This is a genomic window from Sphingomonas flavalba (assembly GCF_047553045.1).
Taxonomy (GTDB): Bacteria; Pseudomonadota; Alphaproteobacteria; order Sphingomonadales; family Sphingomonadaceae; genus Sphingomonas_L; species Sphingomonas_L flavalba_A.
In genome coordinates this window covers 1,464,717-1,485,796 of record NZ_CP180208.1, presented here as the reverse complement: position 1 = coordinate 1,485,796, position 21,080 = coordinate 1,464,717, and the positions used below count along the sequence as shown (strand labels likewise).

Sequence of the window (21,080 nt, the reverse complement as noted above, 5' to 3'; positions counted from 1 at the left end):
AAGGATGCATAGGGGCATGGCCAAGGAACGCAACGGCCGGGCGGAGTTTCCGTCGTATTACCGCGGAAGGGGCTTGGGCTTCGCGGCCGGACGGCATACATCGCGAGGATGGCCAAGCCCCAGAAGCGTTATGTCTGCCAGGCGTGCGGATCGGTATCGCCCAAATGGGCGGGACAATGCGTCGATTGCGGGGAATGGAACACGCTGGTCGAGGATGCCGGTGCGGTGGTGACGCCGTTTCAGGCACGGCACAACCTGCAGTCGGGCGGCAGGCCGTTCGCGCTGGTCGGGCTGGACGCGGAAATCGCGCTGCCGGAACGGATGGTCACCGGCATTGCCGAACTGGACCGGGCGCTGGGCGGCGGATTTGTCAGTGGATCGGCGACGCTGATCGGCGGCGACCCCGGTATCGGCAAGTCGACCCTGCTGTTGCAGGCGGCGGCGAAGCTGGCGCTGGCCGGGGGGCAGATCGCCTATGTGTCCGGCGAGGAAGCGACCGATCAGGTAAGGCTGCGCGCGCAGCGGCTGGGGCTGGGCAAGGCGCCGGTGGCGCTGGCGGCGGCGACGTCGGTCCGCGACATATTGACGACACTGGGGCAGGGGACGGCGCCGGCGCTGCTGGTCATCGATTCGATCCAGACGATGCACAGCGACCTGATCGAAGGCGCGCCGGGCACCGTAAGCCAGGTGCGCGCATCCGCGCAGGAACTGATCCGTTACGCCAAGGAGAGCGGCACCGCGCTGGTTCTGGTCGGCCATGTCACCAAGGACGGGACGATCGCCGGGCCACGGGTGCTGGAGCATATGGTTGACACCGTCCTTTCCTTCGAGGGCGAGCGCAGCCACCAGTACCGCATTCTGCGCGCGATCAAGAACCGGTTCGGCGGCACCGAGGAGATCGGCGTGTTCGCGATGGCCGCCGCCGGGCTGGAGGAGGTGACCAACCCGTCGACCCTGTTCCTGACCGACCGGGGCGAGGCGGTGACCGGCGCGGTGGTTTTCCCGGCGCTGGAGGGAACGCGGCCGGTGCTTGTCGAGATTCAGGCGCTGACCGTGCGGCTGGCGAGCGGGGCGACGCCCCGGCGCGGGGTCGTCGGCTGGGACTCCGGGCGGCTGGCGATGGTGCTGGCGGTGCTGGAGGCGCGGTGCGGGCTGAGTTTTTCGACCGCCGAAGTCTATCTGAACGTCGCTGGCGGATACCGCCTGTCCGACCCGGCCGCCGACCTGGCGGTTGCGGCGGCGCTGGTTTCAGCGCTGGCCGAGCGGCCGCTGCCGTCCGATGCGGTGGCGTTCGGCGAGGTGGCGCTGTCCGGCGAGATCAGGCCGGTCGCCCATGCCGGGCTGCGGCTGCGCGAGGCGGCGAAGCTGGGCTTTTCCCGTGCGCTGGCGCCGGCGGGGGTGCAGGCGGAGGCGGGCGGCATGGCGCTGTCCCGCTTCACGACGCTGGGCGGGCTGGTCGACCATATGCTGGGGCGCGGATAGGTGGCGATGTTGCTCTCTCGACTTGGTGCCGGGTCGGCGGCTATGGGGCCGGCCCCGGCAGAGGAACAGGTGGAACGGCGATGACAGCGCTCGACATTATCGTCATCCTGCTTGTCGGCGGCGGCGCCGTGCTCGGCGGGCTGCGCGGCTTCGTGACCGAGGCGCTGTCGCTGTTCGCGTGGGTGTTGGCGATACTGGCGGTCAAATTCTTCCACACGCCGGTGACCGAAAGAATGCTCGACTGGGTCGGGACCAGCGCCGGCGCCGCGACCTTGGCGTTTGCCGTTCTGTTCGGCGTGACATTTCTGGTCGGAAAATATCTGGCGCGGGCGATCGGTGCGCGAACGCGGCAATCGGTGCTCGGAGCGTTCGACCGCTTGCTCGGCGTTGGCTTTGGCGCGCTGAAGGGACTGATCTTCGCGACGCTGATCTTCCTTGTCGCGGTGATGGTGCTCGACACGATCAACGGCGGCGCGACGCGGCGGCCGGAATGGGTGCGCAGCTCTCACAGCTACCCGCTGCTGAACGCGTCGGGCAAGGCGATGGTCGATTACATGAACCAGCGGCGGCTGGCGCCGCCAGACCTGCCGGTGGACCGGGCGTGAACGCGCCGCTTTATAACGCTGATATCCTGCGGCTCGCCGCGACAATTCCGCATACCGGGCGGCTGGCCGAACCGCAGGCGACGAGCGAGAAATACTCGCCGGTCTGCGGCAGCCGGGTGACCGTGGATATTGCCCTGGACGATGCCGGGCGGGTGGCGCGGCTGGGCTTGCTGGTCAACGCCTGTGCGCTGGGGCAGGCATCCGCCAACCTGATGGCGAGCCACGCAATCGGGCGGGATGCGGCGGCGCTGGCCGCGGTTCGCAATGCACTGGCCGCCTGGCTGGCCGGGGAGAGCGAGGCGGCGCCGGACTGGCCGGGCATGGCGGTGCTTGCCCCGGCACGGCCGCACAGTGGCCGCCACGCCTCCATCCGCCTTGCGTTCGAGGCGGCGGCGGAGGCGGCGCGGCTGGCGACACGGGCGGGCTGATGCACGGCGGCGCGATCATCGACGGCGTGGTGATGCTGACCGCCGCGCTGGCGTGCGTGATTCTCTTTCGTCGACTGGGGCTGGGCGCGACGCTGGGCTATATCGTCGCCGGCGCGGCGATCGGCCCGCATGCGTTGGGCCTGGTCGGCGACCCGCAGGGCAAGCTGGGCATCGCGGAGCTTGGCATTACCCTGTTGCTGTTCCTGATCGGGCTGGAGCTGAGCCCGGCACGGCTGTGGCGGCTGCGGCGCGACATATTCGGGCTGGGCGTGGCGCAGGTGGTGCTGTGCGGCGTGGCGTTGAGCCTGGTCGTCTGGGGCGGATCGGAATTCACGCTGGCCGCGGCGATCGCCCTCGGCATGCCGCTGGCGCTGTCGTCGACAGCGCAGGTGCTGCCGATGCTGCAATCGGCCGGGCGGCTGCACACGCCGGTCGGAGAGCGGGCGTTTTCGATCTTGCTGCTGCAGGACCTGTCGCTGATCCCGATGATTACGGTGATCGCCGCCCTTTCGCGCGCGCCGCCCGACCCTGGGGCGCCGCCGGGCTGGGTACTGGCGGTTTACACGGTAGGCGCGATCATCGGGCTGGTGCTGGCCGGGCGTTACCTGCTCAACCCCTTGTTCCGGCTGATCGGCGGGCTGGGCGAGCGCGAGCTGTTCATCGCCGCCGGGCTGTTCTGCGTGCTGGCGAGCGCGACGGTGATGCAGGCGCTGCACCTGTCGACCGCGCTCGGCGCGTTCATCGCCGGGGTGATGCTGGCCGATTCGCCGTATCGGCACGAGCTGGAGGCGGATATCGACCCGTTCCGCGCGGTGCTGCTCGGCCTGTTCTTCGTCGCGGTGGGCATGATGCTCGACCTGCATGTGGTCTTTGAACGGCCGCTGTTCGTGCTGGGCATGGCGGCGGCGCTGATCGTGGCCAAAACCGCGATCATCTTTGGCCTGATCCGGCTGTTCGGCATGGCGTGGCGACCGGCGCTGGGGCTTGGGCTGCTGCTTAGCCAGGGCGGAGAATTCGCGTTCGTGCTGTTCGCGCAGGCGCAGTCGGCGCTGCTGATCGAACCGCGCGCCGCCAGCTTGTTCGGCGCGGTTGTCACCCTGTCGATGGCCGCGACGCCATTCCTGATGATGGCGAGCAAGCGGCTGCGCAACGCCCCGCCGACCAGCGACACCCGCGAGGGGCCGAACGGATCGGACGGGGCGGCGGCGATCGTTGTCGGTTATGGCCGGTTCGGCCAGACGGTCGCGCAGATGCTGACCGCGCAGGGGCTGACCGTGACCCTGATCGACTGGGAGGCCGAGCAGATCGACGTGTCGGCCGCGTTCGCGGTCAAGGTCTATTTCGGCGACGGCCGGCGCGTCGACCTGCTGCGGCTGGCGGGCGCGGCGGACGCGCAACTGATCCTGTTCTGCCATGACGACCGCGAGACCGATGCCGCGCAGATCGCCGAGGTGGCCGAGGCGTTTCCAGATGCGCGGATCTTCGTCCGTGCATTCGATCGGCGGATGGTGCTGCGGCTGGATGGCGCCCCGGTCGCCGGTGTGGTGCGCGAGGTGCATGATTCGGCGATCCGCATGGCACGGCTGGCGCTGTCCGCCCTCGACATCGACGAGGACGAAATCGACCGCGCAGAGGACAAATACCGGCAAGGGGATGTGGCACGGATGCAGGCGCAGGCGGCGACGGGAGACTTATATGCAGGAGCGGAAATGATGTTCCGGCCGGGAAGCGCATGAGGCGGCGGGGCGGCGGCCTGATCTCGCTGGCGGCATTGTCGGCGGGGCGGCCGGTGCCTATGGCGCGCACGGTGCGCATGGTGCGGCGGCGGAATGGCTGCGGACCGGCGCGTTCTACCAGTTGGTCCATGCCGTCGCGGTGATCGCGCTGACCGGGCGCTCGCGGGGCGCGGGCGCGCTGCTGCTGACCGGGGCGACGCTGTTCGCGGCGACGCTGTATGCGATGGCGTTCGGCGCGCCGCGCTGGCTGGGCGCGATTACCCCGATCGGCGGCGCGGCGATGATCGCCGGCTGGCTGTGGGTGGCGCTGCGGCGCTAGCGTTTACCCGTTTCAGACGGCGCGATCGAGGAAGGCGGCGACGTCGGCGAGATCGACGGTCTTGTCGACATAGGTCCGCCCGATGCCGCGGGCGAGAAGGAAGGGCAGGCGCCCGCCGCTCATCTTCTTGTCATGCGCCATATGCGCGACGAGCGCCGCCCCGCTGGCTGAGACACCGGCGGCGGCCAGCGTTGTCGGCAGCCCGGCGGCGGCGAGATGGGCGGCGACGCGTGTGGCCTCCTGCCCCGCGCACAGCCCGCGTTCGGCGGAGAAGGCGAAAGCGAGGGCGATCCCGGCGGCAACCGCTTCGCCATGGAGCAGCCGGTCCGAAAAGCCTGTTTCCGCTTCCAGCGCATGGCCAAAGGTATGGCCGAGGTTGAGTAATGCGCGCCGGTCGAGCGTTTCGCGTTCGTCGGCGGCGACAATCGCCGCCTTGGCGGCGATGCTGCGCCCGATCGCTTCCGCCCGCGCGGCGGAATCGCCGGCGAGCAGCGCGGCGGCATTGGCCTCGCACCATTCGAAGAAGGCGAAATCGTCGATCAGCCCGTATTTCACCACTTCCGCATAACCGGCGCGCAATTCACGTGGCGGCAGTGTGTCGAGCACCGTCGGGTCGATCAGCACGAAAGACGGTTGATGGAAGCTGCCAACCAGATTCTTGCCGGCGACGGTGTTGATCGCTGTCTTGCCGCCGACGGAACTGTCGACCTGGGCGAGCAGGCTGGTCGGTATCTGGATGAAGTTGCAGCCGCGTTTCAGGATCGACGCGGCGAAGCCGACAAGGTCGCCGATCACGCCGCCGCCGAGCGCGATGACATGGTCGCCGCGCTCAAGACCGAGGGTGAGCAACTGGTCGAGCAGGTTTTCCAGCCCGGACCAGCTCTTGGTGCCTTCGCCGGCGGGCAGGATGACCGGGCGGATATCGAGCGATGCGGCAAGGCGTGGAAGCTGGCGCGCGGCGACGTGTTCGTCGGTGACGACGACGGCCGGGCCGTGCAGCCAGGGGTCGAGATGATCGGCGGCACTGTCGAGCGCGCCGTCCTCGATCAGCACGTCGTAGCTGCGCGCGCCGAGCGCGACCGGGATGCTGATCATGCCTTCAAAGCCTCGATGATCGCGTTGACGGTGGTTTCGTGCGGCGCCGGGTTGCTCCGCACATGGATGGGCGCCAGCGCATAGACGGGGTTGCGCTCCGCCGCCAGCGCCGCCAGCTTGGCGCGGGGATCGCCATCGCGCAGCAGCGGCCGGGTTCCGGCCCGGCGCGACACCCGGTCCGCCAGCACGTTGATGTCGGCATCCAGCCAGACCGCTATCGCGTGATCGAGAATCAGGGTGCGGGTCTCTTCGTTCATGAACGCGCCGCCGCCGGTTGCCACCACTTTCGGCCGGCCGTCGATCAGCCGGGCGATTACCCGTCGCTCTCCGTCGCGGAAATGCGCTTCGCCATAGCGGTCGAACATTTCCGCGATCGTCATGCCGGCGGCGCGTTCGATTTCATGATCGGCATCGATGAACGGTAGGCGCAGCCGGTAGGCCAGCCGCCTGCCGACCGTAGACTTGCCGACGCCCATCAGCCCGACGAGCACGATCGGCAGGGTCGGGCGGGGATCAGGGGAGGATGCGGGCCGGTTCATGTGCGCCGGGGCTATACAGAAAGGGCCGCCATCGGGCAAAAGGCCCACGAGCCGCAGCAATCCGGCGGCGAAGCAAGAAGGTTCGCGTCAGGCCATGTCCCGTTATGCCCTTACCCTCCTCATCCTCCTCGCCGTTGTTGTCGCGACGATGTTCGCCCTGTCGCGGGTCGATAGCGAGAAGCCGTTGACCCGGGTCGAGAAGCCGGTGGCCGATGACAAGCTGGCGCGCTAGCCGCGTCGCGGCGGCGCTGCTGGCGACGGCCGGGCTGGCCGCGCTGGCGCTGCCCGCGCTCGGCCAGAAAGCCCCCGAATCGATTCTGCCCTCCGGGTTCGGCGATCCACTGCCCGCCCCTGCACCGACCCCGGCGCCGGCCGCCGCGCCAACCCCGACCGCGCCGACGCCCGCCGACCTGTTGCCGTCGTCGGTCCAGCAGGCCGCCGATGCGGAGGCGCTGGCCAATGGCGCCGACCCGCTGGCGGAAGAAGACGAAACCAATAGCGCGATCGCCTATGACATGCCGCCGGAGGCGCAGCGCAACCCCGCCTTCGTCGGGCCGCTCGGCCGTGGCGACGGTGGTTTTGGCCCGGCCGCATGGGGCCGCGCCGACGGGGTGTTTCTGGCACGGCTGATGCGGGGGACGCGGGCGCCAGTCGCTTCGCGCTGGGCATCGATCACTCTGCGGCGGGCGCTGCTAAGCCGGACACCGGCGCCAATCGGCATCGATGGAGCCGATTGGGTGGCGGAGCGCGCCTGGCTGCTGCTGCGGATGGGCGAGGCGGACCCGGCGCGGATGCTGGTTGCCGGGATCGATTCCGACAAATACACTCCAAAACTGTACGAAATCGCGATGCAGGCGGCGCTGGCCAATGCCGACCCGGCAGCGCTGTGCCCGGTGGTCGAGCCGGGCACAGCCTATGGCAAGACGGTATCGTGGGACCTGGCGCGGGCGATGTGCGCGGCGTTACAGGCGGAACCGGGGCCGGCGGGCGCGATCATCGACGCGACGCGGCGCAGTGGACGCGCGCGCGGCATCGACCTGTTGCTGGCGGAGAAGGTGGTCGGCGCGGGGGTCAACGGCCGGCGCGCGGTCAATATCCAATGGGACGGGGTCAACCAGTTGACCGCCTGGCGGTTCGGCCTGGCGGGCGCGACCGGATTGGCGGTGCCGGAGCCGCTGATGGCCAGCGTCGGCCCGCATGTTCGCGCCTGGCAGGCGCGGCTGCCGATGCTGGAGCCGGCCGCGCGGGTCGGCCCGGCATCGTGGGCGGCGACGCTCGGCGTGTTTTCCGCCGCCGCCTATGCCGACCTGTATGGCGCGGTGCTCGACAGCGGCGATGTCGGTTCGGCGCCGGTGACGGTGGCCGAGGCACTGGCCCGCGCGGCCGCTGCCGATGAGCCGCAAGCGCGGGTTGCGGCGCTGCGCGACCTGTGGGACGGGTCTGGCGACCCGCGCGAACGCTTCGCTCGGCTGATCCTGACCGCACGCGCGGCGGCATTTGTCGCCCCCGACCGCGCGTTCGAGGATGACGCCGGACGGCTTATCGCGGCGATGCTGACCGCCGGTTACGACACCACCGCCGCCCGATGGGGCGAGGTGGCGACCCGTGCCGGGGGCGACGCCTGGGCGCTGCTCGCCGTCGGCGCGCCGGGGCAGGCGGTGCCGGTCACCGCCGCGCGGGTGCGCGATTATGCCGGGACGCTGCGCGGCGCGGAAACCGCCAAGGCGCGGTTCCTGATCGCCGCGCTGGCCGGGCTGGGCCGCCTGCCGGCGAGCGACGCCGAAACGCTGGCCCGCGATTTCGACGTACCGGTCGGCCGGCAGGACAACTGGACCCGCGCGATCGACCGGGCGGCGCGCGCGCGCCAACCGGCGACGGTGGCGCTGCTCGCCGCCGTCGGCATGCAGACGCGGGAATGGCGGGCGGTGCCGCCGGCCTATCTGTATCACATCGTCGCGGCGCTGAACGCCGTGGGCAGGGCGCCGGAAGCGCGGATGATCGCGGCCGAGGCGATTACCCGGGCATGAGTGACGACCGCCGGCTGATCGAGCGTTTCCTCGAGATGCTGGCGGCGGAAGCCGGCGCGGCGCGGAACACGATCATCGCCTACGGCACCGACCTGCATGGCGCCTCCGCGCTGCTTGGCGGGCGGCTGGCGGTGGCGAACGAGGACGATCTGGCGGCGCTGGGCGCGGCGTGGTTGCCGCTGGCGCGCGCAACGGTGGCGCGCAAGGCGGCGGCATTGCGCCGGTTCTATGCGTTTCTGGCTGATGAAGGATTGCGGGCGGACGACCCCGGCAAGGCACTGCCCCGCCCGGCGCAGGCGCGACCGCTGCCGAAGATATTGAGCCATGCCGATGTCGACCGGCTGTTCGCGGCGGTGGATGCGCGCGTCGGTATCGCCGCGCCCCGGCCGCTCGACCTGCGGCTGTCGGCGCTGATCGAGCTGCTGTACGGCTCCGGCCTGCGCGCGACGGAGCTGGTATCGCTGCCGCGCGCCGCCATAGCCGGGGACAGGCCGTTCCTGATCCTGAAGGGCAAGGGCGGGCGCGAGCGGCTGGTGCCGATTTCGGACAAGGCACGGGCCGCCGTCGCCCGCTGGCGCGCGCACGTGCCGGCGGACAGCGCCTGGCTGTTCCCGTCCGGCGCGAAACATCTGAGCCGGATCAGGCTGTATCAGATATTGAAGACGCTGGCGGCGGAGGCCGGGGTGCCGCCCGACCGGGTCGGGCCGCATGTGCTGCGCCACGCCTTCGCCACCCACCTGCTGGAAGGCGGGGCGGACCTGCGCGCATTGCAGGCGATGCTGGGTCATGCCGATATCGCGACGACGCAGATCTACACCCATGTCGACGCGCGGCGGCTGGTCGAGCTGGTCAACAGCCGCCATCCCCTCGTTGACGCCGCCCGGCGCCGCGCTTAACCCCCCTAACCCTGATGAGAACCTATCTGGATTTCGAGAAGCCCGTCGCCGAGCTTCAGGCGCGGATCGCCGAACTGCGCGAGACCGCGAACGGCGGCACCATCGACATCGAGCCGGAAGTCGCCAAGCTTCAGGCCAAGTCGGACCGCATGCTGCGCGACGCCTATGCGAAGCTGACGCCCTGGCAGAAGACGCAGGTCGCCCGCCACCCGCAACGCCCGCATTTCAAGGATTATGTCGCCGGACTGGTCGAAGATTTCATGCCGCTGGCCGGCGACCGCGCCTTTGCCGACGATCAGGCGATTCTCGGCGGGCTGGGGCGGCTCGGCGGGCGGCGGGTGCTGGTCATCGGCCATGAGAAGGGCGACGACACCGCCAGCCGGCTGAAACACAATTTCGGCATGGGCAAGCCGGAGGGCTACCGCAAGGCGATTCGCCTGATGCAGCTTGCCGACCGGTTCGGCCTGCCGGTGGTCAGTCTGGTCGACACCTCCGGGGCCTTTCCCGGCGTGCAGGCCGAGGAGCGGGGCCAGGCCGAGGCCATCGCCCGGTCGACAGAGGCGTGTCTGGCGCTTGGCGTGCCGATGGTCGCCGCGATTGTCGGCGAGGGCGGGTCCGGCGGGGCGGTCGGCATCGCCGCCGCCAACCGGGTGCTGATGTTCGAACATGCCGTCTATTCGGTGATCTCGCCGGAGGGCTGCGCGTCGATCCTGTGGCGGACGGCAGACAAGGCGCCCGATGCGGCCGAGGCGATGAAAGTGACGGCCGCGGACCTGATGCGGCTAAAGGTGATTGACGAGATCGTACCGGAACCGGTCGGTGGCGCCCACCGCGACCCGGCGGCGGCGATCGCCGCGCTGGGCGCAGCGATCGGCGGCACGCTCGATTCGCTGTCCGGCATGACCGGCGATCAACTGCGCGCCGACCGTCGACGCAAATTCCTGGCAATGGGTGATTTGTAAAACGTCGCGCAGCGGCGGATTAAACAGAGCGAGCGGCAAAATCTTCCAGCGCCGCCCATGCCCGCTGGAGCCGAACCGAACCGTCGGGAGTTTGGCGGGATTTCGCCCGGGCCTCTTGCAACAACCTGCGCTGGCTTGTGATGAACGCGGCGCGCTGTTCGGGCAGGCCATAAATCGTGCCGAAGCGGAACAGCGCGCCGGACGCAACCATCTGACCTAGCGTCGGCCGGATATCGTCGCGAGCAAGATCGGCCGACATAGCGCGGACCGCGCCGGTCAGGCGGCTCGGCTGTTCGGGGCCGAGCCGTGCCAGTTGCTCCGCGATCGCCGTCTCCAGGACAAGCGCCACGTCGCCTGCTCCGATCAGGCCGGAGAGGGCAGCAGCCGCTTGGCGCCGGCAATGCGGAGCATCGCGCGCTGCAGCTTTTCGAAGGCACGCACCTCGATCTGGCGGACCCGCTCGCGCGAGACACCGTAGACCTGGCTCAGTTCCTCCAGCGTCTTCGGTTCGTCGACGAGGCGGCGTTCCGAGAGAATATGCTTCTCGCGGTCGTTCAGGTCGTCCATCGCCTCGATCAGCAGGGCGTGGCGCACGTCGCGCTCTTCGGCTTCGGCGATGCGCTCATCCTGCAACGGGCCTTCATCGGCCAGCCAGTCCTGCCACTGCCCTTCGCCGTCCTCGCGCATCGGCACGTTGAGCGACGTATCGCCCCCCATTGCCATGCGCCGGTTCATCGACGTCACCTCGGCCTCGGTCACGCCAAGGTCTTCGGCGATCTTCTTCAGATGTTCCGGGCTGAGGTCGCCGTCCTCGAACGCGTCGAGGCGGTTCTTCATCCGCCGCAGGTTGAAGAACAGCTTCTTTTGCGCCGCGGTGGTGCCCATTTTGACAAGGCTCCACGACCGCAGGATGAATTCCTGGATCGACGCGCGAATCCACCACATCGCGTAGGTCGCGAGGCGGAAGCCGCGATCCGGCTCGAATTTCTTCACGCCCTGCATCAGGCCGATATTGCCTTCGGAAATCAGTTCCGACACCGGCAGGCCATAGCCGCGATAGCCCATCGCGATCTTCGCGACGAGGCGCAGGTGGCTGGTGACGAGCTGCGCCGCCGCCTCCGGGTCCTGATGCTCCTGGAAACGCTTGGCGAGCATATATTCCTGCTCGGGCGCCAGAATCGGGAATTTCTTGATCTCGGCGAGATAGCGATTGAGGCTCGCCTCGCCGCCCAGCGCGGGGATGGTCGCCGGGACATTGCTGCCTTTTGCCATGATCGTCGGTTATCTCCCTGACCGGGGCGAGGGGAGCCCCGGTTCTTTCCATAGTCTATACGATAAGTGCCCTGAACAGTTCCTGCATGTCGTCAGGTAATTCGCTATCAAAGGTCAAAGTTTCGCTACTGACCGGGTGGACGAAGCCAAGCCGGGCGGCATGCAGGGCCTGCCGGGCGAAGCCAAGCTGTTTCAGCACCGGGCGGTGCGACGCGCCCGTCCGGCCATAGGCCGGGTCGCCGAGCAACGGATGGCCGATCGACGCCATATGGACCCGCACCTGATGGGTGCGGCCGGTTTCCAGCCGGCATTCGACCATCGCCGCCTGTTTTAGCGGCTGAATGAGGCGATAATGCGTCACCGCGCGCTTGCCGCGATCGGCGTGGACCACCGCCATTTTCTTGCGATCGTGCGCGCTGCGGGCGAGCGGGGCGTCGACCGAGCCGGCGGCCGGATTCGGCAACCCTGATACGATCGCCTTGTAGCGGCGTTCTATGCTGTGAGCGGCGAACTGCTTCGCCAGCCCTTCATGGGCGCGATCGGTCTTGGCGGCGACGATCAGGCCCGACGTGTCCTTGTCGATCCGGTGGACGATGCCGGGCCGGGCAACCCCGCCGATGCCGGACAGATTGCCGGCGCAGTGATGGAGCAGCGCGTTGACCAGCGTGCCGTCAAGGTTGCCGGCGGCGGGGTGGACGACCAGACCGGCCGGCTTGTCGACAACGATCAGATGATCGTCCTCATAGGCGATGGTAAGCGCGATCGCCTGCGGCACATTGTGGGCGGGCGCGGGAAGGGGCACCACAACCGAGAAATTCTGTCCGCCGAGCGCCTTGGCGGCGGGATCTCTGACGATAGCAGCATCGTCGCGGGTGACCTGGCCCGACGCGATCAGCACCTTCAGCCGTTCGCGGGACAGGGTGGGGAGGGCGTGGGCAAGCGCACGGTCGAGCCGCCATCCGTCGGCATCGTGCGCGATTACCGCTTTCAGCGTGGAAACCCCCGGAACCATCGTCCATGTAGGTGGGCATGACGGTGACGATTTCAAGCGCTGTTCTGGCCGACATTCGCGCGCGGGCGGCGGCGGAGCCGGATCGGGAAGTCTGCGGCATTCTGACCGGCGCGGACCGCATATCCGCCCATGTCCCCACTGCCAATGTCGCCGCCGAACCGCACGACAGTTTCGAGATCGATCCGGTGGCGCTGTTCGCGGCGATCCGTGCCGAACGGGCGGGCGGGCCGCCGATTGCCGGCTATTACCATTCCCACCCGTCCGGCAGCGCCGTTCCGTCGGCGCGGGACCGGGCGGCGGCGGCGGGCGACGGGCGGCTGTGGCTGATCGTCGGCGGCGGCGAGGCGCGGTTGTGGCGGGCGGAGGCCGACGGTTTCGTGGCGGTGGCGCTGGTCGTCGTGTAACGGACGGCAAGCGGTTGGATGGATATGGAAAGGGCGCGCGGGTGAGCGGCAATCTGTTCGAGGCGTTGTGGGCGGGCAAGACCGGTGGGGCGGTGGCGTTCGACCGTCCGGGGCAGGCGGAACTGTCCTACGCGGCGCTGCATGCCGCGAGCGGGCGGCTGGCCAACCGGCTGGTCGCGCTGGGCGTGGGGCCGGACGACCGGATTGCGGTGCAGGTCGCCAAGAGCGCCGAGGCGGTGATGCTCTATCTCGCCAGTTTGCGGGTCGGTGCGGTCTATCTGCCGCTGAACGACGGTTACACCCCGGCCGAGGTCAGCTATTTTCTGAATGATGCGCGCCCGCGCCTGCTGGTCGTCGATCCGGCGGCGGAGGCGCAGGCGATGGCGCTGGCCGGCGAAGCCGGGGCGGCGGTGGCGACGCTGGACGCCGATGGCGGCGGCAGCCTGACCGCCGGGATTGAACGGATGAGCGCCGATTTCACCGATGTTGTCCGCACCGGAGGCGATCTGGCGGCAATTCTCTACACATCGGGAACAACGGGGCGCTCCAAAGGCGCGATGCTGACCCATCGCAACCTGTTGTCCAATGCAGAGGCGCTGGCGGCGCTGTGGCGGTTCAGCGCCGACGACGTGTTGCTGCATGCACTGCCGATCTACCATACCCACGGCCTGTTCGTGGCGATCAACGTCGCGCTGCTCGCCGGTGCCGCCGTCCGCCTGCTGCCCCGTTTCACCCCGGACGCGGTGTTCGCCGCCCTGCCGGGGGCGACGGTGATGATGGGCGTGCCGACATTCTACACCCGGCTGCTTGCCGACCGGCGCCTCGACCGCGCGGCAACCGCGGGCATGCGGCTGTTCGTGTCCGGTTCCGCTCCGCTGCTGGCCGACACTCACAGGGCGTGGGAAGCGGCGACCGGCCACCGCATCCTCGAACGGTACGGCATGACCGAAACTGGCATGAACACGTCCAACCCTTATGACGGGGAGCGGCGGCCGGGCACGGTCGGCCCGGCGCTGCACGGCGTTTCGGTGCGCGTCGTCGACCCGGAAAGCCGCGCCCCGCTCGCCGCCGACAGTGTGGGCATGATCGAGGTGCGCGGCCCGAACGTGTTCAAGGGCTATTGGCAGATGCCGGAGCGGACGGCGGCGGAACTGCACGCCGACGGCTATTTCACCACCGGCGACCTGGGCCGGATCAGCGCCGACGGTTATGTCGAGATCGTCGGGCGCGGCAAGGACCTGATCATCACCGGCGGGCTGAATGTATACCCCAAGGAGGTGGAAAGCGCGATCGACGCGTTGGACGGGGTGGTGGAATCGGCGGTGATCGGCGTCCCGCATCCCGATTTCGGCGAAGCGGTGACCGCAATCATCGTCCGCGAGCCGGGGGCAGAGGTCAGCGAGGCGGCTATCGGGCAGGCACTGGCCGCCCGATTGGCACGGTTCAAGCTGCCCAAGACGATCCTGTTCGTCGACGCCCTGCCGCGCAACAGCATGGGAAAGGTGCAGAAGAGCGTGCTTCGGGCCGAGTGTGCCTCGCCGAAGGTCTGAACGCCGCCGCCTTGCATGTCGCGCCCGTATTCGCCAGAAGAGCGGCCAACGAGCGGGATTATCGGGATCAGAATGACCATCAACCCAGTCGATTTCGCCGGCCTGCTGTGTTCGCGCCTGTGCCATGACCTGCTGAGCCCGGTCGGCGCGCTCAACAACGGCATCGAACTGCTTGCCGACGAGCATGACCCTGAAATGCGGGCACGCTGCCTGGACCTGCTGGGCGAAAGCGCGCGTGCATCGGCCAACAAGCTGAAATTCTTCCGTCTCGCCTTTGGTGCGGCCGGCGGTTTCGGCGAGATGGTCGACACGCGCGAGGCGCGGACCGCGATCGAGGGGCTGTTCGGCAAGGAAGGGCGGGTCGAGATCGGCTGGATGGTCGGCGAGCCGACGCTGAGCAAGACCGCGATCAAGATTCTGCTCAATCTGGCGCTGATCGGCGGCGACGCGCTGGTCCGTGGCGGCCGGCTGGATGTTGGCGCGGAAAATGGCCCGGACGGCACCGAGATCGTCGTCCGCGCGGAAGGGCCGCGCCTTGTCCTCGACCCGGAATTGCGGACCGCCCTGCAAGGTGAGGTTGACGAAAACGCGCTGACCCCGCGCGCGGCCGCCGCATGGCTGGTCCACCGGCTCGCCCATGCCAGCGGCGGCTATGTCCGGGTGTCGGACGCGACGGAGCCGGTCCTGCTGTTCGGTGCGTTGCTGCGCGCCGATGCCCCGGTAGCCGGGTAAACTTCGCCTTAACCGGTTGTAACCGACAACGGGCCGTTCTTCCTGGACGGACCGCATGGACGACCTTCTCGTTGAATTCATTGCCGAGACCCGCGAGACGCTGGAAGCGCTGTCGGGGGAAATCGTCGCATGGGAAGCCGAGCCGGGTGACCGGGCCAGGCTGGATTCGATCTTCCGCTTCGTCCACACGGTGAAGGGCAGTTGCGGTTTTCTGGATCTGCCACGTTTCGCGCGGCTCAGCCATGCGGCGGAGGACGCGCTGGCCGCTGTCCGATCCGGCAACCGGGTTGCCGACGTGGCGCTGGTCAGCGCGGTCCTCGGCATTATCGACAGGATCGGCGAGCTGGTCGAGGCGCTCGACAGCGGCGAGGCGGAGCCGGACGGCGACGACATGGTGCTGATCGCCGCGCTGGACGGCACAGCGGCACCGGTGGCGCCGGCGCAAGGCCCGGTGACTGCCACCGCGCCCCATGCGCCCGCCCGCAGCATTCGCGTGCCGCTTGACCTGCTCGATCGAATGATGAGCGGTGTGTCCGACATGGTGCTGGCGCGCAACGAACTGGCGCGCCGCTTGCGCGAGGTCGATGGCGACCCGGCGCTGGAAGGCGCGTTCGAACGGCTTTCCGGTTGCGTCGCCGAGATGCGGGATTCGATCACCCGCACTCGCATGCAGCGGATCGACCGGCTGTTTTCCGCCTTGCCGCGCATGGTGCGCGACACGGCGGCGGAACTGGGCAAGGCGGTCGATCTGAGGATCGAGGGCAGCGACGTCGAACTGGACCGCGAGATGATCGAACTGATCCGCGATCCGCTGACCCACATCGTCCGCAACGCGATCGATCATGGCATTGAGGCGCCGGAACGGCGGCGCGTCGCGGGCAAGCTGGTGACCGGGCGGCTGACGGTCAGCGCCCGCCAGTCCGGCAATCAGATCGTCATCGAAGTGGCCGACGACGGGCAGGGCATCGACGAGGCCCGGCTGGCGGCGCGGGCGATCGCGCTCGGCGCGGTGACGGCGGAAGGGGTGGATGCAATGGCGTCGGCGCAACGCTGCGCGCTGGTGTTCACCGCTGGCCTGTCCACCGCCGAGACGGTGACGGAGATTTCGGGCCGTGGCGTCGGCATGGATGTCGTCCGCGCGAATATCGAGCGGATCGGCGGCGTGATCGAGCTGGACAATCAGCCCGGACACGGCCTCAAACTGACCATTCGCGTGCCGCTGACCCTGACGATCATCGCGGCGCTGACAGTGACGGCGGGCAATCAGACCTTTGCCATTCCGCGATCGGCGATCAAGGAAATCGTCCACGAAAGCAACGAGACAATTCGCATCGACCGGGTCGCCAACGCATCGGTGGCGACAATCCGTGGCCGTGCCCTGCCGCTGGTCAACCTGGAAGACGTCCTGCGGCTTGACGGGCAGGTCGCGCCGCGCGGTCGCACGCTGATTGTGCTGCGGGGGAGCAGTGGCAGCACCTATGCACTAGGGGTGGCGGCGGTACACGATCATGAGGAACTGGTGATCAAGCCGGCGTCGCCTCCGGTCGCGGCAACTGGCGTCTATGCCGGAAAATCATTGCCGGACAACGGCGTGCCGATGCTGCTGCTCGATGTCGGCGGCGTCGCCGCCGTTGCCGGGGTTGCGGCGGAGGACGGCGTCGCCCAGGCGGCCGAGGAGCCGGTCGAGGTGGCCGATACGATCGATACCGTGCCGACGCTGTTGTTCATCGGCACCGACGGCGGGCGACGCGGCATCCGGCTGGCGGTGGTCGAGCGGGTAGAGGATGTCGCCGGGGAACAGGTGCGCTTTTCCGCCGGGCGGATGCGGGTGGCGATCGACGGGCGGCTGTTGCCGCTGGCGGGGCTGGACACGGCGCCGGACGGGGCGTTGCTGAAACTGTTGCGACTGAACGACGGCACCGCCGAGCTGGCCTATGCGATCGCCGATGTTCTGGACATCGTTGCTCTGCCGGCGCGGATAGAGGCGGCGGCAGGCGTCGGGCCGGTCGCCGGGGTCGCGCTGGTTGACGGTGAGCCGGTCGAACTGCTCGACCCGCACTGGCTGTTCGCCGGGATCGACGGCGGCGGGAAGGCGCCGAAGGCAGCGCCGCTCTGCGTGCTTGCCGATGCCGACAATCCGTGGATGCGGGAAATTCTGCGGCCGCTGGTCGAGGCGGCGGGCTATCGGGTTGCGCTGGCGGGTGACAGCGGCGCCGCCGACGCCGACGTGGTGATCGCCGAGGCGGGTGGGCCGGCGCCGACCGGCCAGTCTGCGCCAGTCGTCCGTCTGCGCGCCAGCCCGGCGGTGGCCGGGGCGGGGGACGACAGCATCTACCGCTATGATCGCCCCGGACTGCTCGCGGCGCTCCAGACCAGCATTTCGGCCGCACGGAGGGCGTGATGGACAAGCTGTTCCTGCTCTGCACTATCGCCGGGCAACCGGCTGCGATCCGTGCCGTCCAGGTCGATTCTGTGGTCGATATCGGCCCGATCGCGCCGGTGCCGCTGGCGCCACCGCATGTCATCGGGTTGGCGGCGCTCCGTAGCCGCCTGCTGACGATCATCTGCTGCAACCGGGCGTTGGGCCTGCCGCCCCCTGCCAAGCCGACGTCACGCGCCGTTGTGGTCACCGTCGATGGCCACCCCTACGGCCTGCTTGTCGGTTCGATCGACGACGCCCGGGTGATCGAACAGGAGCCGGTGCCAGTTCGTGCCCGGCTGGAGCCCGGCTGGGCGCGGGTGGTAACCGGGATGGTGGATTTCGAAGGCGAGGCGTTGCTGATCGTCGATCCGGAGCGGCTGATCGGCGGCCCGGAAGAGGATGCGCTCGCCCAGGCGTCTTAACGCCACGCTTACACACGCCGTTTAAAACGAAAGGCATAAAGATGACGGGGCGCGGGCTGATACCATGAAGACATGTCTGGTTGTCGATGATTCCAAGGTGATCCGGAAGGTCGCCCGCCATATCCTCGAAACGCTGTCCTTCGAGGTGGCGGAGGCTGAGGACGGCCAGCAGGCGCTGACCCATTGCGAGGCGACACCGCCCGATGTCGTGCTGCTCGACTGGAACATGCCGGTGATGACTGGAATGGAATTTCTGCAGGCGCTGGGCCAGAGCAACGTCATCGTGCGGCGCCCCAAGGTCGTTTTCTGCACTACCGAGAATGGCATCGCCCACATCAAGGCCGCGATCGAGGCCGGGGCGGACGAATATGTGATGAAGCCGTTCGACCGCGATACGCTCGCCAGCAAGCTGCAGATCGTCGGCCTGGCCTGATCCGGACATGGCGCTTGCGGCGGCATCCGGCACCGGCCCCACCGGTTTGCGCGGCCAACGGCCGATCCGCCTGCTGATCGTCGACGATTCCGCCGTTGCCCGCGCGGTGTTCACCCGGATGATCGCGGCACGGCCGGAATTCGAAATCGCCGCGACCGTGTCGAGCGCCGACGGCGCGCTCGCCTATCTGTCGGGCGCGTGGGTCGACATCATCCTGCTCGATATCGAAATGCCCGGCATGGACGGGCTGACCGCGCTGCCCGCCGTGCTTGCCGCGAGCAGGGGGGCGCGCGTGCTGATCGTCTCGTCATCGGCCGAAGAAGGCGCGGTGGCGACGATACGGGCGCTGACCCTGGGCGCCGCCGATACACTGGCCAAGCCCGGTGCCGGGTCGTTCGGCGGGCGCTTCGCCGAGGTGCTGGCGGAACGACTGATCCGTATCGGTCACGCCCGGCCCCCGGCGCGCACCGGCCATGGCCTGACCGACGGGGTGGCGGAAGTGCCGCTGGTCATGCGGCCGCTGTCTTCCGGGCCGGTCGCCTGCGTCGCGATCGGCGCATCGACCGGAGGGCTGCATGCGCTGTCGGATCTGCTGCGGGCGCTGCCGGCCGATTTCGACGCACCGATCCTGATCACCCAGCACCTGCCGCCGGCGTTCATGAGCTTCTTCGCCGCGCAGATCGAGGAGATTGCCGGGCGGCCCGCCGCCGTCGCCGCCGAAGGGCGCCGCTTGCGCCGAGGCGAAATCCTTATCGCGCCGGGCGAAGGGCATCTGGGTATTCGTCTGACATCCGGCCGCGCCGCCGCGCATATCGTCGACGGTACGGCCGACAGCGGCTGCATGCCGTCTGTCGACCCGATGTTCGATTCGGTTGCCGCCGCCTATGGCGCGGCTGCCGTCGGTGTCGTGCTGTCCGGCATGGGGCGCGACGGTGTGGTCGGCGGCCGGGTGCTGGCCGATGCCGGCGCCGATCTGCTGGTTCAGAACCGCGACACCGCCGTCGTCTGGGGAATGCCCGGTGCCGCCGCCGCTGCGGGGTTGGCCTGCGCGATTCTGCCGCCGGCTCAGATCGCTGAAACGCTGGTCCGGCGCGCGCGCGCCGCCACGGTCACCGCATGAGCGCGGCCCCCGCCACGCTGCGTTTCCTCGCCAACCTGCTGGAACAGCATAGCGGGCAGCAGATGGCCGAAAGCCGGTTGTGGCGGGTGGAAACCGCGCTGAAGCCACTGCTGCGCGAACGGAGCCTTGGCAGCCTCGCCGAACTGGTGACCGCGCTGATCGGCCGACGGGACGAACGGCTTGCCGGGCTGGTTGTCGAGGCGCTGCTCAACAACGAAACATCCTTTTTCCGTGACCGCGCGGTATTCGAACTGCTGGCGACCGCCGGGCTGGACCGGATGCGGACGCGGCGTGCGGCCGAACGACGGCTGAGCATCTGGTGTGCGGGCTGCTCCACCGGGCAGGAGGCATATTCGCTGGCGATCCAGTTCGCCGAGGCGCGGACGCGATGGGACGGGTGGCGGATCGACCTGCTGGCGACCGACATTTCCCATGGCGCCGTTACCCAGGCCCGTGACGGCCGGTTCAGCCAGTTCGAAATCCAGCGCGGCCTGCCGGTCGGCCAGATGTTACGCTGGTTCGAGCAGGACGGCGCGCACTGGCGGGTGAGGCGCGAGCTGGCCGGGCGCATCCGCTTTCGCGAACACAATCTGCTCGACCCGGCGCCGCTGGCCGGCAAAGCCGACATCATCCTGTGCCGCAACCTGTTGTTCTATTTTAACGCAGAGCGCAGGCGCGTGGCGTTCGACCGGCTTCACGCGGCGATCGCGCCGGACGGGCTGCTGATGCTCGGCGCCGGGGAAACCGTGGTCGGCCAGACCGATACGTTCGTTTCCGACCCTGAAATCAGGGGGTTGTACCGCCCGTCCGGTCCGCAGGCGGCGACGCGGGCGGCCTGAGCTGCGCAGGAAAGACTTGACGTAGCCCCCGTTTGTGCGGCGGGTGCCCCGGGGGCAAGAACGGGCGAGGGAGAACAGGGCGCGTGGTTGACGTGATCGAGACGCCGTCACCGAATTTCGACGATCGCACGCTGCCTGTTTCAATGATCGTGCTGCATTATACCGGCATGGCCGATGCCGCGTCGGCGATTGCGCGGCTGTGTGACCCGACGGCCAAGGTTTCCGCGCATTATCTGGTGACTGAGGACGGGCAGGTGCTGCGCATGGTCACCGAGGACAAGCGCGCATGGCATGCCGGCGCATCGCACTGGCGCGGGGTTTCGGACATCAACAGCGCCTCCGTCGGCATCGAACTGGTCAATCCCGGCCATGAATTCGGCTATCGTCCGTTTCCCGAGGAGCAGATCGACGCGCTGATCCCGCTGGTCGCCGGGATCAAGGACCGGTATGCGATCACGCGCGGCAATGTCGTCGGCCATTCCGACATCGCGCCAACCCGCAAGCAAGACCCCGGCGAGCTGTTTCCATGGGCACGGCTGGCACGGCTGCGGCTGGCGCTACCCCGGCCGACGAAGAACCTGATGGACCCGAACTGGACCGAGGCCGGCTTCCTGCTTGCGCTGGAGCGGTTCGGTTATGACGTGACCGACAAGCTGGCGGCGGTGGTGGCGTTCCAGCGGCGGTTCCGCCCCGAACTGATCGACGGCGAGATCGACGGCGAATGCCGCGCCATCCTGCTCGCCTTGCTGCTTCCCAAGCCGCGCGGCGACGACTAGAAGGGCCGG

The 21,080-nt window shown here is 68.8% G+C and carries 23 protein-coding genes; 18 read left to right on the top strand and 5 right to left on the bottom strand.

The genetic code is table 11. The annotated features are described in order from the left end of the window. Window positions 1-108: 108 nt before the first annotated feature. The 5 genes from radA to ACMT1E_RS07125 all read left to right on the top strand — a co-directional run bounded on the left by radA (window position 109) and on the right by ACMT1E_RS07125 (window position 4,570). Window positions 109-1,482: a DNA repair protein RadA gene (gene radA / locus ACMT1E_RS07145; protein ID WP_414903044.1), complete on the top strand. Its 1,374-nt coding sequence runs from the start codon at window positions 109-111 to the stop codon at window positions 1,480-1,482. A gap of 80 nt (window positions 1,483-1,562) precedes the next feature. Further along, complete coding sequence (locus tag ACMT1E_RS07140) at window positions 1,563-2,087, top strand: CvpA family protein (protein WP_414903042.1); 525 nt, start codon at window positions 1,563-1,565, stop codon at window positions 2,085-2,087. Further along, window positions 2,084-2,515 (top strand): iron-sulfur cluster assembly scaffold protein, encoded by a 432-nt coding sequence (locus ACMT1E_RS07135; RefSeq protein ID WP_414903041.1) that lies wholly within the window; start codon window positions 2,084-2,086, stop codon window positions 2,513-2,515. The genes ACMT1E_RS07140 and ACMT1E_RS07135 overlap by 4 nt, the downstream gene beginning before the upstream one ends. Beyond that, window positions 2,515-4,251, top strand: coding sequence for a cation:proton antiporter (locus tag ACMT1E_RS07130; protein ID WP_414903039.1), 1,737 nt, complete (start codon window positions 2,515-2,517; stop codon window positions 4,249-4,251). The genes ACMT1E_RS07135 and ACMT1E_RS07130 overlap by 1 nt, the downstream gene beginning before the upstream one ends. Before the next feature lie 34 nt (window positions 4,252-4,285). After that, the gene (locus tag ACMT1E_RS07125; protein WP_414903309.1) at window positions 4,286-4,570 is read left to right on the top strand and encodes a DUF423 domain-containing protein; all 285 of its coding nucleotides are present in this window, start codon (window positions 4,286-4,288) and stop codon (window positions 4,568-4,570) included. Between the two features lie 12 nt (window positions 4,571-4,582). On the opposite strand, the gene aroB is transcribed toward ACMT1E_RS07125, so the two are convergent. Both aroB and ACMT1E_RS07115 read right to left on the bottom strand, forming a co-directional pair. Further along, entirely contained in the window at window positions 4,583-5,665 is a 1,083-nt protein-coding gene (aroB, locus tag ACMT1E_RS07120) for a 3-dehydroquinate synthase (protein ID WP_414903038.1), read from the bottom strand. Continuing rightward, complete coding sequence (locus tag ACMT1E_RS07115; protein ID WP_414903037.1) at window positions 5,662-6,204, bottom strand: shikimate kinase; 543 nt, start codon at window positions 6,202-6,204, stop codon at window positions 5,662-5,664. Before ACMT1E_RS07115 ends, aroB begins: the two co-directional genes overlap by 4 nt. 94 nt (window positions 6,205-6,298) lie before the next feature. Between ACMT1E_RS07115 and ACMT1E_RS07110 the strand changes: the two genes are divergently transcribed. The 4 genes from ACMT1E_RS07110 to ACMT1E_RS07095 are packed head-to-tail and all read left to right on the top strand — an operon-like array spanning window position 6,299 to window position 10,089. Continuing rightward, window positions 6,299-6,436: a hypothetical protein gene (locus ACMT1E_RS07110; protein ID WP_414903035.1), complete on the top strand. Its 138-nt coding sequence runs from the start codon at window positions 6,299-6,301 to the stop codon at window positions 6,434-6,436. Next, window positions 6,417-8,231: a hypothetical protein gene (locus ACMT1E_RS07105; RefSeq protein WP_414903033.1), complete on the top strand. Its 1,815-nt coding sequence runs from the start codon at window positions 6,417-6,419 to the stop codon at window positions 8,229-8,231. The genes ACMT1E_RS07110 and ACMT1E_RS07105 overlap by 20 nt, the downstream gene beginning before the upstream one ends. After that, the gene (locus ACMT1E_RS07100; RefSeq protein WP_414903031.1) at window positions 8,228-9,127 is read left to right on the top strand and encodes a tyrosine-type recombinase/integrase; all 900 of its coding nucleotides are present in this window, start codon (window positions 8,228-8,230) and stop codon (window positions 9,125-9,127) included. The genes ACMT1E_RS07105 and ACMT1E_RS07100 overlap by 4 nt, the downstream gene beginning before the upstream one ends. A gap of 14 nt (window positions 9,128-9,141) precedes the next feature. Beyond that, entirely contained in the window at window positions 9,142-10,089 is a 948-nt protein-coding gene (locus tag ACMT1E_RS07095) for an acetyl-CoA carboxylase carboxyltransferase subunit alpha (protein WP_414903029.1), read from the top strand. A gap of 19 nt (window positions 10,090-10,108) precedes the next feature. Here ACMT1E_RS07095 and ACMT1E_RS07090 read toward each other — a convergent pair whose 3' ends face one another. Genes ACMT1E_RS07090 through ACMT1E_RS07080 form a run of 3 tightly spaced genes read right to left on the bottom strand, consistent with a single transcriptional unit; the run spans window position 10,109 to window position 12,373 of the window. Further along, window positions 10,109-10,438 (bottom strand): hypothetical protein, encoded by a 330-nt coding sequence (locus ACMT1E_RS07090; protein WP_414903028.1) that lies wholly within the window; start codon window positions 10,436-10,438, stop codon window positions 10,109-10,111. A gap of 14 nt (window positions 10,439-10,452) precedes the next feature. After that, complete coding sequence (gene rpoH, locus ACMT1E_RS07085; protein ID WP_414903027.1) at window positions 10,453-11,361, bottom strand: RNA polymerase sigma factor RpoH; 909 nt, start codon at window positions 11,359-11,361, stop codon at window positions 10,453-10,455. A 55-nt stretch (window positions 11,362-11,416) separates the two neighbouring features. Continuing rightward, the gene (locus ACMT1E_RS07080; RefSeq protein WP_414903025.1) at window positions 11,417-12,373 is read right to left on the bottom strand and encodes an RluA family pseudouridine synthase; all 957 of its coding nucleotides are present in this window, start codon (window positions 12,371-12,373) and stop codon (window positions 11,417-11,419) included. Between the two features lie 17 nt (window positions 12,374-12,390). Here ACMT1E_RS07080 and ACMT1E_RS07075 point away from each other — a divergent pair, with 17 nt between their 5' ends. From ACMT1E_RS07075 to ACMT1E_RS07035, 9 genes are all read left to right on the top strand, one after another. Next, window positions 12,391-12,777 (top strand): Mov34/MPN/PAD-1 family protein, encoded by a 387-nt coding sequence (locus ACMT1E_RS07075; RefSeq protein ID WP_414903023.1) that lies wholly within the window; start codon window positions 12,391-12,393, stop codon window positions 12,775-12,777. Between the two features lie 41 nt (window positions 12,778-12,818). Further along, complete coding sequence (locus tag ACMT1E_RS07070; RefSeq protein WP_414903022.1) at window positions 12,819-14,327, top strand: malonate--CoA ligase; 1,509 nt, start codon at window positions 12,819-12,821, stop codon at window positions 14,325-14,327. 72 nt (window positions 14,328-14,399) lie between these two features. After that, window positions 14,400-15,059: a histidine phosphotransferase family protein gene (locus tag ACMT1E_RS07065; RefSeq protein WP_414903020.1), complete on the top strand. Its 660-nt coding sequence runs from the start codon at window positions 14,400-14,402 to the stop codon at window positions 15,057-15,059. A gap of 55 nt (window positions 15,060-15,114) precedes the next feature. Next, window positions 15,115-17,460: a chemotaxis protein CheA gene (locus ACMT1E_RS07060; RefSeq protein WP_414903018.1), complete on the top strand. Its 2,346-nt coding sequence runs from the start codon at window positions 15,115-15,117 to the stop codon at window positions 17,458-17,460. Beyond that, window positions 17,460-17,903, top strand: coding sequence for a chemotaxis protein CheW (locus tag ACMT1E_RS07055; protein WP_414903016.1), 444 nt, complete (start codon window positions 17,460-17,462; stop codon window positions 17,901-17,903). Before ACMT1E_RS07060 ends, ACMT1E_RS07055 begins: the two co-directional genes overlap by 1 nt. 64 nt (window positions 17,904-17,967) lie before the next feature. Continuing rightward, window positions 17,968-18,336 (top strand): response regulator, encoded by a 369-nt coding sequence (locus tag ACMT1E_RS07050; protein ID WP_414903014.1) that lies wholly within the window; start codon window positions 17,968-17,970, stop codon window positions 18,334-18,336. A gap of 7 nt (window positions 18,337-18,343) precedes the next feature. Next, window positions 18,344-19,456, top strand: a complete 1,113-nt coding sequence (gene cheB, locus ACMT1E_RS07045; protein WP_414903012.1) for a chemotaxis-specific protein-glutamate methyltransferase CheB — start codon at window positions 18,344-18,346, stop codon at window positions 19,454-19,456. After that, entirely contained in the window at window positions 19,453-20,295 is an 843-nt protein-coding gene (locus tag ACMT1E_RS07040) for a CheR family methyltransferase (protein ID WP_414903010.1), read from the top strand. The genes cheB and ACMT1E_RS07040 overlap by 4 nt, the downstream gene beginning before the upstream one ends. Window positions 20,296-20,438: 143 nt before the next feature. Further along, complete coding sequence (locus ACMT1E_RS07035; RefSeq protein ID WP_414903308.1) at window positions 20,439-21,071, top strand: N-acetylmuramoyl-L-alanine amidase; 633 nt, start codon at window positions 20,439-20,441, stop codon at window positions 21,069-21,071. Window positions 21,072-21,080: the final 9 nt, after the last annotated feature.

Bases quoted from the DNA above. Each gene is read 5' to 3' on its own strand.
- radA (WP_414903044.1), top strand. From the start codon at position 109: ATGGCCAAGCCCCAGAAGCGTTATGTCTGCCAGGCGTGCGGATCGGTA.
- ACMT1E_RS07140 (WP_414903042.1), top strand. From the start codon at position 1,563: ATGACAGCGCTCGACATTATCGTCATCCTGCTTGTCGGCGGCGGCGCC.
- ACMT1E_RS07130 (WP_414903039.1), top strand. From the start codon at position 2,515: ATGCACGGCGGCGCGATCATCGACGGCGTGGTGATGCTGACCGCCGCG.
- aroB (WP_414903038.1), bottom strand. From the start codon at position 5,665: ATGATCAGCATCCCGGTCGCGCTCGGCGCGCGCAGCTACGACGTGCTG.
- ACMT1E_RS07115 (WP_414903037.1), bottom strand. From the start codon at position 6,204: ATGAACCGGCCCGCATCCTCCCCTGATCCCCGCCCGACCCTGCCGATC.
- ACMT1E_RS07110 (WP_414903035.1), top strand. From the start codon at position 6,299: ATGTCCCGTTATGCCCTTACCCTCCTCATCCTCCTCGCCGTTGTTGTC.
- ACMT1E_RS07105 (WP_414903033.1), top strand. From the start codon at position 6,417: ATGACAAGCTGGCGCGCTAGCCGCGTCGCGGCGGCGCTGCTGGCGACG.
- ACMT1E_RS07100 (WP_414903031.1), top strand. From the start codon at position 8,228: ATGAGTGACGACCGCCGGCTGATCGAGCGTTTCCTCGAGATGCTGGCG.
- ACMT1E_RS07095 (WP_414903029.1), top strand. From the start codon at position 9,142: ATGAGAACCTATCTGGATTTCGAGAAGCCCGTCGCCGAGCTTCAGGCG.
- rpoH (WP_414903027.1), bottom strand. From the start codon at position 11,361: ATGGCAAAAGGCAGCAATGTCCCGGCGACCATCCCCGCGCTGGGCGGC.
- ACMT1E_RS07080 (WP_414903025.1), bottom strand. From the start codon at position 12,373: ATGGTTCCGGGGGTTTCCACGCTGAAAGCGGTAATCGCGCACGATGCC.
- ACMT1E_RS07075 (WP_414903023.1), top strand. From the start codon at position 12,391: ATGACGGTGACGATTTCAAGCGCTGTTCTGGCCGACATTCGCGCGCGG.
- ACMT1E_RS07065 (WP_414903020.1), top strand. From the start codon at position 14,400: ATGACCATCAACCCAGTCGATTTCGCCGGCCTGCTGTGTTCGCGCCTG.
- ACMT1E_RS07060 (WP_414903018.1), top strand. From the start codon at position 15,115: ATGGACGACCTTCTCGTTGAATTCATTGCCGAGACCCGCGAGACGCTG.
- ACMT1E_RS07055 (WP_414903016.1), top strand. From the start codon at position 17,460: ATGGACAAGCTGTTCCTGCTCTGCACTATCGCCGGGCAACCGGCTGCG.
- ACMT1E_RS07050 (WP_414903014.1), top strand. From the start codon at position 17,968: ATGAAGACATGTCTGGTTGTCGATGATTCCAAGGTGATCCGGAAGGTC.
- cheB (WP_414903012.1), top strand. From the start codon at position 18,344: ATGGCGCTTGCGGCGGCATCCGGCACCGGCCCCACCGGTTTGCGCGGC.
- ACMT1E_RS07040 (WP_414903010.1), top strand. From the start codon at position 19,453: ATGAGCGCGGCCCCCGCCACGCTGCGTTTCCTCGCCAACCTGCTGGAA.
- ACMT1E_RS07035 (WP_414903308.1), top strand. From the start codon at position 20,439: ATGATCGTGCTGCATTATACCGGCATGGCCGATGCCGCGTCGGCGATT.